This is a genomic window from Streptomyces sp. NPDC127117, from assembly GCF_042677325.1.
Taxonomy (GTDB): domain Bacteria; phylum Actinomycetota; class Actinomycetes; order Streptomycetales; family Streptomycetaceae; genus Streptomyces.
In genome coordinates, this window is sequence record NZ_JBHXTM010000014.1 from 129,169 (window position 1) to 141,141 (window position 11,973).

The following is an 11,973-nucleotide window of genomic DNA, read 5'->3' on the forward strand; positions in this document are numbered from 1 at the left end:
CCTCCCCGGGGGGTGGCGGTGCGTCACCACCGGGGGCGGGCCACCCGGGGGGGGCGGGGGCCCCGCCGCCTGATGGCCCCCGGTCACTTCGCCCGCCGCGCCCTGGAGGCCGGGGGCTGTTTCGTCTCGGCGCCGCTCGGTGCACACCCCGATGTGGCGCGCCTGGTCCCGGAGCGCTTCGACGGGGCGTCCGCGGAGCCGGTGCGGCGTACGGCCGTGGCGGCTACTCGAACCGCGTGACGTCACCGGCGCCCCGGCGGACGATCTCGGGTTCGCCGCCGGAGAAGTCGATGACCGTGGTCGGCTCGGTGCCGCAGTCACCCGAGTCGACCACGGCGTCCACCACGTGGTCGAGGCGTTCCTTGATCTCCCAGCCCTGCGTCATCGGCTCGTCCTCGTCGGGCAGCAGCAGGGTGCTGGAGAGGAGCGGCTCCCCGAGTTCGGCGAGCAGCGCCTGAGTGACCACATGGTCGGGGATCCGGACTCCGACCGTCTTCTTCTTCGGGTGCAGCAGCTGGCGCGGCACCTCTTTCGTCGCGGGAAGGATGAAGGTGTAACTGCCGGGCGTCGCCGCCTTGATCGCACGGAACACATCGTTGTCGACCTGCACGAACTGACCCAGCTGGGCGAAGTTCTGGCAGACGAGCGTGAAGTGGTGACGGTCGTCGAGGTTCCGGATCGAGCGGATCCGGCCGATCCCGTCACGGCTGCCGAGTTGGCATCCCAGTGCGTAGCAGGAGTCCGTCGGATACGCGACGAGCGCCCCGGACCGGATGCTGTCGGCAACGCTGCTGATGGTGCGCCGCTGAGGATTCTCGGGGTGCACGTCGAAGTACTTCGCCATTCGCGGAGTCTAAGGGCTGTCCGGTATCCGTCCCTCGCTTGGAGGCGGACACCGCCGTATCGGGTGAGTGGCGGGCCGCTCCCGGCTCACCTCCACAGCGTGTGGATATGCCTGATATCTTACGAATGTCACTTATGACCTGCGGTGCTGGACCGTGCCGCCCGCGCGACGGGAGCAGGAATGAACGGTGGACCCGAACCCATGAGCGCTGCCGCCCGCAGGGCCCTGGAACAGGAGCTCGCCGACCTGCGCACCGAGCGCGCCACCGTCGCCGCCACGCTGCGCGGCGGGGAGCAGGTGGGCGACCGGGCGGACGAGGCGGACGAGTTGCAGCGCGGCACGGATCTCGACCATCTGGACACCCGTATCGCCGAGATCGACGGCCGGCTCCGCGAGGCGGACGTCGCGGGGCCGCCCTCGACCGACACGGTCGGCGTGGGCAGCACGGTGAAGGTGCGGTTCGCGGACGCCACGGAGACGACCATCCGGATCAGCGAGTTCCCCGAGGCACTGGACCTGACGCTGGTCACCGCGGACAGCCCGCTCGGCAGCGCGCTGCTCGGCCGTCGCGCCGGCGAGACCGTCACCTATGACGCGCCCGGGGGACGTACGACCGCTGTCGTGGTGTCGGTGGGCGACGAGAGCGCCTAGGTTCCTCGGCGGAACCGGAGGACCCTAGCGGTTGGTTCGATTCGAAGACCGCTCGGACAGTGCCCGCCAGGCCTGGGTCATGGCATGGAGCAGTGTGATCCTGCTTCGGACCGCCATGTCCACCACCTGATCGCCGAGGCCCGCCAGTTCCGCGGTCTCCTTGATCTTCTTCTTGAGGCCGCTGGCGTACTTGGGGTCGTCGGCGCCGAGGTTCATGGCGGCCAGCTTCCCGAGCACGCCCACGTCGGTCACCTTCCCGTAGACGAGGTCGGCCAGGGCCAGTTTCTGACCGGGGGCCAGTCCGTACGCCGCGGCGACGCGGTCCCGCCACTCCTGCTTCCTGGCGTGGCTCTGGGCGAGGTCGAAGAGCTTCTTGAGGGTGGCTTCGGTGACGGCCGCACCGCGCTCGTGTCCGCCCACGCTCTCGCCGACCCGGCTCATGTCGGTGGTGATCGCGTAACGGGAGTCGAAGCCCTGCGTCACGTCCGAGCGCGTGGAACGCAGCGACTCCACCAGCTGCTTGCCCTCCAGCTTGCCGGTTCCGAAGGAGATGCCGTCCTCCAGCTCGTGCATGTCCCAATCCGTCTTCACCTTCACGAAGGTGTTCGGCTCGGGGTAGTAGACGGCACTCGGGTCCACCTCGGCCATGGCGTCCCGGACGGCCAGGTCCACCTGGCCGGCGTGCCAGATCAGGATGCCGTCGTCGGTGTCCTTGATGCTCCCGGGAGCCGTGTAGCCGCCGCTGAAGAGGTCCGTCTCACCCGTGCCGAGGGCCGTGGCGGCCGCGGAGAAGAGCGGTCCCGCCGCCGTGGCGAACGACTGGGTGTCGGAGTCGCCGATGTGCAGGTAGACGTGTTCCCTGCCCCGGTTCTTCAGCCCCTCGACCAGTTCGGCCACCTTGGGGTCGCGCTGGATCCGGTCCCTTATCTCGCCGTAGGGGATGGTGGCCTGGTTGATGCCCGCGGCGGAGGTGACGCGGTGGTCGGCCCAGGTGAATCCGATGATCTCGACCCGGAACCGGGTGTTGTCCCAACGGCCCGTGAAATTGCTGATCTTGTTCCTCAGCAGGGTTTCCGGGTCGGTCCCCGGGGCGCGCCAGCAGTTCACCCCGATCACCAGGGCGAAGCTGTCCACCGGCGAGGTGTCCTCGTCGAATCCCGTGTTGTATGTGTCGGCGATCGCGAAGAGGTCCAGGTCGTCGCTGAGCACGGCGGGGACGAGCGCCACCGTCCCGACACCGCCCTCCTCCGCCTGGTCCTGCCCGAACGCCCCGGTGCTCGCTGACGCGTTGAGGGCAGTGAGCGTCGCTGTCCGCTGTACTGCCGCGGGCCCCGCCGCCGTCGCGGACCGGGGAGCCGAACGCCCGGCCGTCCGTTGGATCCGTGCCGCCGGGGTGGTACCGAGACCCATGGCGTACGTGGCACTCGCCTCGGCCTCGCGCTCGAAGCGGTCGGACGGGTCGCTGACCTTGAGGCCGTCCCCCCGGTCGGTGCCGGCTACGGGGCCGTGGCGTTGCTGGATGACATGGGTGAGTTCGTGGGCGAGGGTATGGCGGTCGCCGCCGCCGGTGCCGATCACGATGTGGTTGCCGCTGGTGTAGGCGTGGGCGCCGACTTCGGCGGCGGAGGCCCTTGCCGCGGCGTCGGTGTGGATGCGGACGTCGGAGAAGTCCGCGCCGAGGCGGGCCTCCATGTCGGTGCGGGTCTCCTCGTCCAGCGCCCGGCCCGAGGTGCGCAGCACGTCGTGGACGGTGGACCGCTGCACCGCGGGTCGTACGGGGCTTCGGGGCGTACCGGGTGGCCGAGGCCGGCTCGGCCGTTCGGACTGCTGCGGCTGCTCGGCATGCCGGTGGTCGTCCTCGGCGGTGTACGCGGGCGGCTCCTGGGCCCAGGGGTGACCGGCCGCACGGAGCATCCGGACGACCATCGCGTTGCCCGGACCGGCCTGGAGTGCCGCCAGTCCGGTGGGCGGTGCCTCGGTCCGGGTGCTCGGCGTGGTGCGGACCGCGGTGATGACGGGCGTAACGGCCGACTTCTCCGTGCTCCGAGGGGTGTTGTGGCGGTGCGCGTGTGTCATGCCGCTGCTTTCCCTGTCCATGGCCGCCTTCCGGTCCTTGCCGAGCATAGGGGCCGGTCCGTCGTCATGGCGACGCGTTCGTGTCACGTGCCGTGGAGGACCCGTGGACCGCCGCGAGAGGGTTCCGGCCCGCCGGGGCCCCGCCCTCGCGGCCGGACGGTGTCCTCCGCATCGGTCCGGGCGGCGTGGACACGGAGAAGACGGTGATGCGGCACCCCGCACCGGCCAGGTCCACGGAATCCAGGATGTTCGCCGGGAACCCGGCCTGCGTGAACGGCCGGATCGTCGTCACTCCGTCGGGTGTGAACGGCTCCGGCAGCGAGCACGAGGCCCGCATGCTGTCCTTCGCCCCCGCGAAGCCGTGAGGAATCAGCCGGTGACGATCCCGGTGACGAGGTTGATGGTGGTGGCCAGGATGCTGGCGCCGAACACGTACGACAGCAGGCAGTGCCGGAGGGCGATCGCGCGGATCGTGGAACTGGAGACGTCGGTGTCGGAGACCTGGTACGTCATCCCGAGGTTGTAGCTGAAGTAGAGGAAGTCGACGTACTTCGGCCGGTCCTGCGAATTGAAGTCGATCCCGCCCTCGGAGGGGAGGTAGTAGAGGTACGCGTAGCGGGTGGCGTACATCAGGTGGAGCGACGCCCAGGCCATGAACACGCCGCACAGTGCCGTCGCGGCCGCGGCGTGGCCCAGGTCCGACTGGCCGACGAGCAGCATCACCACAATGCCGAACAGTCCGCACACGGCGGCCGCCACGACGACCAGCTCTTCGAGGACCGGCCGGAACTCCTCGCGCCGGACGTTGCGGTGGGTGGTGTCCGCGTCCATGGGCCACAGCGCGATCCAGCCCGCCACGACGAAGATCGTCTCCGCCGCCGCGATCCCGGCGAGGATGCCCAGCGGCCCGTTGGCCAGTACGCCGGTGACCGCACCGATCACCGCACCGACGACCACCGAGGCGACGAGCCGGGGAACGGCGGAGAGCTTCGGCAGACGGTTCATGGACGTCAAGGGTGACCACCTCGATGGCCCGGTGGATCACCGTGCCCGGCCGGAATGCCGCCCTCGGTGAACGGGGCGGGCTGCGCCCCAGGCTAACCGCGCGGGCATCGCGGTGCAGCCCGGTCGTGCCCTGCGGACACACCGGGCACCGGGAGCCGAGTGGCGGGTGCCGATCGGGCTGCATAGCCTGCCCGAAAAGGATCGTTTTTCACCCGTGCCCGAACGGTGGAAGGGTTGAAGGCCTTGAGCACCAACCAGGACGAGCAGCAGCCACTGGAGCCCGCGGTCGGCCCCGCACCCGAGGGAGATCCGGAGTTCCACCCCTACCACCACCCCGCGGCGGGCTGGGGCGCGGCGAAGAGCGTGACCGGTTTCCTGGTGCGCGAGGGTGCTCTCGTCGACGGTCCGCGGGCCATCATGCGGATGAACCATGAGAACACCGGGTTCGACTGTCCCGGGTGCGCGTGGCCGGACGACACCAAGGGCCTGCACCTGGACATCTGCGAGAACGGGATCAAGCACGTCACCTGGGAGATGACCCGCAAACGGGTCGGGCGCGAGTTCTTCGCCGGCCACTCGGTGACCGAGCTGTCCGGGTGGAGCGACTACGACCTGGAGAACCAGGGCCGGCTGACCGAGCCGATGGTCTACGACCCCGAGTCGGACCACTACGTCCCGATCAGCTGGAAGGACGCGTTCGAGCTGGTCGGCAGCACCCTGCGCGGGCTGGACGACCCGAACCGGGCCGCGTTCTACACCTCCGGCCGGCTCGGCAACGAGGCCACGTTCCTCTACCAGTTGATGGCCCGTGAGCTGGGCACGAACAACCTGCCGGACTGCTCCAACATGTGTCACGAGGCCAGCGGCCGCGCCCTCCAGGCGTCCCTGGGCACCGGAAAAGGCACCGTCGACCTCAAGGACTGGGAGAGCGCCGACGCGCTGTTCATCATGGGGGTCAACGCCGCCTCCAACGCGCCCCGGATGCTCACCGCCCTCGCCGAGGCGTACCACCGCGGCGCCCAGATCGTGCACATCAATCCGCTCGTCGAGGCGGCGGCCACCCGCACCATCGTCCCCCATGACTTCACGGACATGGCGCTCTTCAGGACGACCCGGACCAGCACCCTCAATCTGCAACCGCGCATCGGCGGTGACATGGCTCTGCTGCGTGGCATGGCCAAGTCGATCCTGGAGCAGTCCGAGTCCGATCCCAAGGCGCTGGACCGGGAGTTCATCGACCGGCACACCGCGGGCTTCGAGGAGTACCGGGCGCTGTGCGAGGCCACACCGTGGGAGGAGATCGAGACCCAGTCCGGGCTGAGCCGCGCCGACATCCTCAAGGCGGCGCGGGTGTACGGCGAGGCCGACCGGTCCATCGTCAGCTGGTGCCTGGGGCTCACCCAGCACGAACACGGGGTCGACACCGTCCGGGAGATCGTCAACCTGCTGCTGCTCCGCGGCAATCTGGGGCGGGAGGGCGCGGGCCCCTCCCCCGTACGCGGGCACAGCAACGTACAGGGCAACCGCACCTGCGGCATCGATCACCGCCCCTCCGACGAGTTCCTGGACCGTCTCGCCGAGGTCTGCGAGATCCGGCCGCCACGTGAGCACGGCCTGGACACCGTCGACACGATCAAGGCGATGCAGCGCGGCGATGTGAAGGTGTTCATCGGCATGGGCGGCAACTTCGCGCTCGCGGCGCCCGACACCCCGGCCACCTACGCGGCGCTGCGCACCTGCGAACTCACCGTCCAGGTGAGCACCAAGCTCAACCGCAGCCACCTCGTCCACGGCCGCCGGGCGCTGATCCTGCCGTGTCTGGGCCGTACCGAGAAGGACCATCAGCGCAAGGGCGTCCAGAGCACGTCCGTCGAGGACTCGATGAGCATGGTCCACCTGTCCATCGGCATGAAGCGCCCCGCCTCCCCGCACCTGCTGTCCGAGCCGGCCATCGTCGCCGGCATGGCCCACGCGGCGCTGCCGGACAGCAGGACGCCCTGGCACTGGTACATCGAGGACTACGACCGGATCCGCGACACCATGGCCCGGGTCCTCGACGGCTTCGAGGACTTCAACCGCCGGGTGCGCCTTCCGCTCGGCTTCCGGATCAAGCAGCCGGCCCGTGAACTGGTCTTCCTGACCCCGTCCGGACGCGCCGAGTTCTCCGCCGCCGCACTGCCCGACGTCGTGCCCGCCCCCGGCACACTGGCGCTGGGCACCATGCGGTCCCACGACCAGTGGAACACCACGATCTACTCCGACAACGACCGCTACCGCGGCATCAAGAACCTGCGCACGCTCGTGTTCATGAACCGGGCCGACATGCGTGAACGCGGCATCGCCGATCTCGGTCCCGTCGACATCACCAGCACCGCCGGGGACGGCAGTCGGCGTTCCGTCACCGGCTACCTCGCCATCCCCTACGACATCCCCCGGGGGTGCGCGGCCGGCTACATGCCGGAGATGAACGTGCTGTGCGCGCTCGGTGACTACAGCACCCAGAGCGACCAGCCGATCATGAAACACGTCAAGGTCACGATCGACCCCGCGGCCTGAGCGGGTGGTGAAGCGGTCCTCGCCGGGGACCGCTTCACCACGTCACAGCGTCACCACGTCACAGCGCCGTCACCGCCACCGGCCGAACCGCTCCAGGAGCAGGTAGGCCCGCTGTTCCGCGGCGGCGAGTTCGGTGGGGTCGATCTCGGCCGGCCAGAGTTCGCCCGCCGCGGCGTCATCGGCCTCGCGCAGTTCCACCACCGCTGCCGCCAGATGCGTCTGGACGACCGGGAACGACGGCTCCACACGGTGGTCCAGGGTGTGCTCCGCATGCTCGGCCGCCTGCGTGCACGCGGCGAGCGCGCGTTCCGCCCGAACCGCCGCGTGGTCGTGGACCACCAGCAGCGCACAGCCCAGCGCGATGACGATCCCGAGGACGCTGCCCAGCGCCCGGTCCAGGACCAGGGCCCCGGCCGGCGAGGGCGCGGCCAGGTCGGCCAGCAGCAGCGCCAGCGGGGTGAGGAAGACGACGCCGAGGCCGTAGTTGCGGGCCACCACGTATTCCAGCAGGAACTCCAGCAGCACGATGACCAGGACGAGCACCAGCGGATCGGGGCGCAGTGCCAGCACGCCGAGTGCGAGCAGCAGTCCGGCGACCGTGCCCAGGGTGCGCTGCACCGCCCGCTGGGCCGCCGTACGGACGTTGATCGAGTGCAGAACCGCGGCGGCCGAGATCGCCGCCCAGTAGCCGTGGCCGAGGCCCAGCAGAAGGCCCGTCGATCCCGCCAGACCGGTGCCGAGGGTCATCCGCAGGGCGGGCACGTACAGGACCGATCTGTGGCCCTGGCGCCCGTGGTGCCGCCCCGTCACCAGTTCCGCGGCGCGCAGCTCCGCGGCGCGCCGGGTGGCGGGATCGGCCGAAGCGGGCTCGGGGCCGGCCACGGGGACCGGCCCGGCCCTGGGGGTGACGGGCGGGAGCGACAGTTCGGGCAGCAGGTACGGATCGCGGCGACGGCTCACCAGCAGCCGGACCTGGCGGCGCAGATGGCGCTCCAGTCCGGCGGGTACGTCGGGAGGCCGGCGGGCGGAGCCGATGAGCAGCGACCAGGAGAAGTCGGTGAGGCGCAGGCAGGTGCCACCCCGGACGCCCCGCTCGGCGGCCGTCGGAGGCAGCACGCCGAGCGTCCGGTACGCCTGGAGCACGGCGGCGGTCGCCCGGTGTCTGCCGGGGCCACCGCCGTACCCGGCGTCGGCCGCCCCGCGCAGCTCGGCGAGTTCGCGGAGTGCCGCGGCGACGGCGAGGCGCTGCGGGCGGTCCGGGTGCACGAACCAGCCCGCCACGGCCAGCGTCCAGGCAACGGCCGCCCCCGATGCGGCCAGCGCGGTCCGCGGAAGGACGTCGGCGGGGGTCGGGGAACCGTTGGCCGACACGGCGAAGGAGAAGAGCAGCAGCACGGCGCCCAGCCCGCTCAGACGTGCCGCGTCACAGGCGAGCTTCGCGGCTCCGGCCACCACGGCCATGGCCACGACCACCACCGCGGCGCCCGCTCCCCCATCCCGTGGATGGGCCCACGCGGCAAGCGCCGAACCGCAGCCCACACACGCGGTCATGGCCACCGCGACCAGGGCGAGGACCCGGGCCCGGCGTGCGTAGGGCAGATTGCGGCCGAACGTGGTGGTGAAGGAGCCCAGCATGGCGTAGACGGCCTGGTCGGCCCGCCCGGCGAGTGCCATCGGCAGCGCCGGCAGCGCCATGGCCAGCGCGGCACGCAGGGCGAAGGAGAGGGCACCGTCCACGGTGTGCAGGGCGAGCGCGCCGCGCGGGGAGAGCGCGCGCCCCAGACGGGCCGCCGAACGCCGCACTCCGCCCCCGGTCACCACGGGGAACGGAATACGCGAACGGGGCATACGCGGTGTATACCACCTGCTCCTGCGCCCGGCCGGGTCATTGATCCGTGCATCCGCCCACGCGTCCATGCGTGCGTCCGTCGGTGCGTCCGTCTGCGCGCGCATCCGGGGGCGCAGGAGTGGTGGACGGAGGTGTCCGGGGCGAGCGTCATGGTTCAGGTCCTCGGGGAGGGGCGGGCGTGGGGCGGGTCCGGTGTCGCGCGGGGCGTCAGCCGCCCGCGAACGGGGGCAGTACCTCGACCGTGGCCCCTTCGCGCAGGGGCACGGCGGCGTGGTCCCGGTCGCCGGCCTGGTAGCCGTCCACCAGGAACGAGCAGTGTCCGAGCACCTGGGCGAAGCGCGGCCGGCCGGCGTGGCGGGCCCGGGCCTGTTCCATCGCCTCCGCGAGCGTGCTCGCCCGGCAGGGTTCCTGCTCCGTGCCGGCCGCCGCCTTCGCCGCTGCCCAGTAGCGGATGGTGCCGGCCGGTGTCGGTGGTGTTGGTCGTGTCTGAGGTGTGGGCGGTGACTGCGGTGTCTCCATGGCTGTGTCCGATCGCTTCCTCGGGCAGACGCTCGTGGTTCCCGGGTGTGCGGTCACGGTCCGCTGATCTCCAGAACCCCGACGTGGGTTGTGGCGGGCACGCCGCCGGGCGGAACCACCGCGAGTCCGTCGGCGCAGGCCAGCCCGCACAGCATCGCCGGTCCGTCGATCGGGAGCGGCACGACCCGGTGCCCCGTGCGGCGCACCGGCAGCAGTCGGGTGTCCCGCGGGTGCCCGGGCACTGCCTCGGCGACGGCCGTGCGCGACGGCTCCGCGTCCGTGTGTCCGCCGAGGCGTCGCAGCAGCGGTACGGCCAGGGTCACCGCTCCGGCCACGGCTGCCGGGCGGTTGCCGGGCAGGCCGGCCAGTCGGCGGCTGCGGCCGTCGGCCGCCGGTGGCAGCTCGGCGAGCAGCATGGGGTGGCCCGGACGTACGGCGACCGAGTCGACCAGCGGCCCGGCGCCCACCTCGCGGAGGACGTCGCGCAGGAAGTCCACCGGTCCGGCGGCGGTGCTGCCGGTGGTCACGACGACATCGGCACGGGAGTCGCGTACGGCTGCCCCCAGCGGTCCGGAGTCGTCCGACACCATGCGGCGTCCGGTCACGTTGCTCCGGGCGCCGGAACTCCGGGCCGTTGGTGGCGTGACCGGGCCCTTTCCGCGCGACGGAGGTCCGCCGGGCCGCCTCCAGGGCCGCATCGTCGGCGCCGCCGCGGACAAGGGCCCGTGGATCGGACTCCTCGGTGGCGAAGAGGCAGTTGCGCAACTGCCCGTCCGCGGTGAGCCGGACCCGGTCACAGCTGCCGCAGAACGGGCGGGTGACACTGGCGATGACCCCCATCACCGTGTCCGTACCGGCGATCCGCCACTCCTCGGCGGGCGCGTTGCCCCGCCGCCCGGCCGGGACCAGCTCGAAGCGTTCGGAGAGGTGGCCCAGGATCTCCTCGGCGGTGACCATCCGGCCCGGTCCCAGGCGCCCTGCGCGTCCAGTGGCATCGACTCGATGAACCGCATCCGGTGGCCTTGCTCGACGGCGAAGGCGGCCAGATCGGCGATCTCGTCGTCGTCGACGCCGCGTACCGGCACCGCGTCGACCTTGACCGGGGCGAGGCCGGCGGCACACGCGGCGCGCAGTCCGTCGAGCACGTCGCCGTGGACAGGGCCGTCGGCCACGCCCTGCGACCGGGGCTCCTCCCGCTGCGCGGGACGGTCCTCATACCGGGCGGTTTCCCGGGATGACGAACCGCTGCTCGGGGTTTGCGAGTTGTTCGGCCGCGCGCAGCGCCAGCAGGGCCGCGAGAGTCACCCCGGGGTGCGCAGCCAGTGCGACGACCCCCGGAGCACTCGCCAGCGGTGCGCAGAGCACGCCGTCGCCCGCCGGTATCGGGCGGACCCCTACGGCCAGGTCCCCCAGCACCGGTTCCCGCGGCAGTCCGAACGCCTCCCTCACCGCGCCCAGGGACTCACGCACCCGCGACCGGGTCGCCGCCTCCGGCTCGCCCGGGACCACGTCCTCAGCGCCGACGAAGCCGTGCCGGTCGGACGGCCGGATCTCGAAATCCGGCGTGGACACCACCCGGTCCAGACGTAGTTCCGGCGCGGAGAAGGTGAAGCGCGCGGCCGGGACACCGGGCACTTCGATGTGCTCGCCGAGCTGCTCCGCGAGGGTGGGCAGGCCCGTCCCGCAGGCGAGCACGATCCGGTCGACGACGAGTGCCTCTCCGCCGCCCCGCAGCTCGTAGCCGCCCGCCCGCCGCGCCCGGATGCGATCCACCCGAGCGGCGAAGACGGTGGCCCCGCCGGCCCGCGCGCGGGCGAGGAACCCGTGCCGCAGGGCGTCCGGCTCGACCATGCCCTCGTCACTCGCGTACGCGACGACCGGTGGCGGTGCCGACAGGCCGGGAAGGATCTGCCGCAGAGCCTCCGCCTCGACGGTCGCGACGCCGGGGCCCGATCGCACGGCGAATCGATCCGTCCCGGCGGCGGTCGATGCCCAGCTCACGGCGCCGTTCCAGGTGATGACGCCGCGCAACGGCGGCGTCGCCGTGACATCGCGCAGCACGCCGAGCGACCGGGCGAGCTCGCCCCGGTCGCGTGCGCCCGACGGCGGCTCCGCCGCCGACCCGTGCGAGTTGAGCCAGCCGAACGCCACATCCGTGACGGGTGGCCGGGACTTCTCCGCCGTGCAGACCACGACGGACAGGCCGCGGCGCACGAGCTCGTCCGCCACCGCCGCTCCCAGCACGCCCGAGCCGACCACGGCGACGCGCATCACCGACGGGCCTCCCGCCAGGTGCGGGTGAGGCGGGCCGCCGGCGGGCAGGCGGCAAGGGCGACGGTGTGGCCGAGGGGCACAGGGCAGGCGGCAACGAGCGCCGGCTCACCGTGGAGCCGGGCCATACCGACTTGGCCGTCGACGGCCGCGGGGATGGTCATGAAGCCTCTCTCCTCACTACCTGGGTGGCGCGGACAGA

The 11,973-nt window shown here is 71.9% G+C and carries 11 protein-coding genes and 2 pseudogenes; 4 read left to right on the top strand and 9 right to left on the bottom strand.

Annotated features, from left to right (window positions below):
* Positions 1 to 240 (top strand): annotated as a pseudogene (locus tag ACFVH0_RS15250) (hypothetical protein); the annotation flags it as partial.
* On the opposite strand, the gene ACFVH0_RS15255 reads toward ACFVH0_RS15250, so the two are convergent.
* On the bottom strand, positions 224 to 844 hold the full coding sequence (locus ACFVH0_RS15255) for an L-threonylcarbamoyladenylate synthase (protein ID WP_266692419.1): 621 nt from the start codon (positions 842 to 844) through the stop codon (positions 224 to 226). The pseudogene ACFVH0_RS15250 and the gene ACFVH0_RS15255 overlap by 17 nt on opposite strands.
* Positions 845 to 1,024: 180 nt before the next feature.
* Between ACFVH0_RS15255 and ACFVH0_RS15260 the strand changes: the two genes are divergently transcribed.
* Positions 1,025 to 1,495, top strand: coding sequence for a GreA/GreB family elongation factor (locus tag ACFVH0_RS15260; RefSeq protein ID WP_385820236.1), 471 nt, complete (start codon positions 1,025 to 1,027; stop codon positions 1,493 to 1,495).
* Positions 1,496 to 1,519: 24 nt separating this feature from the next.
* Here the strand turns inward: ACFVH0_RS15260 and ACFVH0_RS15265 are convergent, their stop codons facing one another.
* Positions 1,520 to 3,571, bottom strand: coding sequence for a DUF4157 domain-containing protein (locus tag ACFVH0_RS15265; protein ID WP_385820238.1), 2,052 nt, complete (start codon positions 3,569 to 3,571; stop codon positions 1,520 to 1,522).
* Positions 3,572 to 3,651: 80 nt separating this feature from the next.
* Here ACFVH0_RS15265 and ACFVH0_RS15270 point away from each other — a divergent pair, with 80 nt between their 5' ends.
* Positions 3,652 to 3,936: a hypothetical protein gene (locus ACFVH0_RS15270; protein ID WP_385820240.1), complete on the top strand. Its 285-nt coding sequence runs from the start codon at positions 3,652 to 3,654 to the stop codon at positions 3,934 to 3,936.
* Positions 3,937 to 3,940: 4 nt separating this feature from the next.
* Here ACFVH0_RS15270 and ACFVH0_RS15275 read toward each other — a convergent pair whose 3' ends face one another.
* Positions 3,941 to 4,576, bottom strand: a complete 636-nt coding sequence (locus tag ACFVH0_RS15275) for a DUF1345 domain-containing protein (RefSeq protein WP_385820242.1) — start codon at positions 4,574 to 4,576, stop codon at positions 3,941 to 3,943.
* Positions 4,577 to 4,819: 243 nt separating this feature from the next.
* Between ACFVH0_RS15275 and ACFVH0_RS15280 the strand changes: the two genes are divergently transcribed.
* The gene (locus tag ACFVH0_RS15280) at positions 4,820 to 7,132 is read left to right on the top strand and encodes an FdhF/YdeP family oxidoreductase (RefSeq protein WP_385820244.1); all 2,313 of its coding nucleotides are present in this window, start codon (positions 4,820 to 4,822) and stop codon (positions 7,130 to 7,132) included.
* 69 nt (positions 7,133 to 7,201) lie between these two features.
* On the opposite strand, the gene ACFVH0_RS15285 is transcribed toward ACFVH0_RS15280, so the two are convergent.
* The 6 genes and pseudogenes from ACFVH0_RS15285 to ACFVH0_RS15310 all read right to left on the bottom strand — a co-directional run bounded on the left by ACFVH0_RS15285 (position 7,202) and on the right by ACFVH0_RS15310 (position 11,935).
* A complete protein-coding gene (locus ACFVH0_RS15285; RefSeq protein WP_385820246.1) occupies positions 7,202 to 8,980 on the bottom strand; it encodes an FUSC family protein in 1,779 nt (592 codons plus the stop codon).
* Positions 8,981 to 9,188: 208 nt separating this feature from the next.
* Entirely contained in the window at positions 9,189 to 9,434 is a 246-nt protein-coding gene (locus ACFVH0_RS15290) for a MoaD/ThiS family protein (protein WP_385820299.1), read from the bottom strand.
* A 119-nt stretch (positions 9,435 to 9,553) separates the two neighbouring features.
* Entirely contained in the window at positions 9,554 to 10,105 is a 552-nt protein-coding gene (locus ACFVH0_RS15295) for a molybdopterin-binding protein (protein ID WP_385820248.1), read from the bottom strand.
* A 1-nt stretch (position 10,106) separates the two neighbouring features.
* Positions 10,107 to 10,648: pseudogene (locus ACFVH0_RS15300) on the bottom strand (GTP 3',8-cyclase MoaA); the annotation flags it as partial.
* A gap of 64 nt (positions 10,649 to 10,712) precedes the next feature.
* Entirely contained in the window at positions 10,713 to 11,771 is a 1,059-nt protein-coding gene (locus tag ACFVH0_RS15305; RefSeq protein ID WP_385820250.1) for an NAD(P)/FAD-dependent oxidoreductase, read from the bottom strand.
* Positions 11,771 to 11,935: a hypothetical protein gene (locus ACFVH0_RS15310; RefSeq protein ID WP_385820252.1), complete on the bottom strand. Its 165-nt coding sequence runs from the start codon at positions 11,933 to 11,935 to the stop codon at positions 11,771 to 11,773. The genes ACFVH0_RS15305 and ACFVH0_RS15310 overlap by 1 nt, the downstream gene beginning before the upstream one ends.
* Positions 11,936 to 11,973 lie beyond the last annotated feature (38 nt).

Excerpts from the sequence above, each read along its gene's own strand:
- ACFVH0_RS15255 (WP_266692419.1), bottom strand. The coding sequence starts at position 844 with ATGGCGAAGTACTTCGACGTGCACCCCGAGAATCCTCAGCGGCGCACC.
- ACFVH0_RS15260 (WP_385820236.1), top strand. The coding sequence starts at position 1,025 with ATGAACGGTGGACCCGAACCCATGAGCGCTGCCGCCCGCAGGGCCCTG.
- ACFVH0_RS15265 (WP_385820238.1), bottom strand. The coding sequence starts at position 3,571 with ATGACACACGCGCACCGCCACAACACCCCTCGGAGCACGGAGAAGTCG.
- ACFVH0_RS15275 (WP_385820242.1), bottom strand. The coding sequence starts at position 4,576 with ATGAACCGTCTGCCGAAGCTCTCCGCCGTTCCCCGGCTCGTCGCCTCG.
- ACFVH0_RS15285 (WP_385820246.1), bottom strand. The coding sequence starts at position 8,980 with ATGCCCCGTTCGCGTATTCCGTTCCCCGTGGTGACCGGGGGCGGAGTG.
- ACFVH0_RS15305 (WP_385820250.1), bottom strand. The coding sequence starts at position 11,771 with ATGCGCGTCGCCGTGGTCGGCTCGGGCGTGCTGGGAGCGGCGGTGGCG.
- ACFVH0_RS15310 (WP_385820252.1), bottom strand. The coding sequence starts at position 11,935 with ATGACCATCCCCGCGGCCGTCGACGGCCAAGTCGGTATGGCCCGGCTC.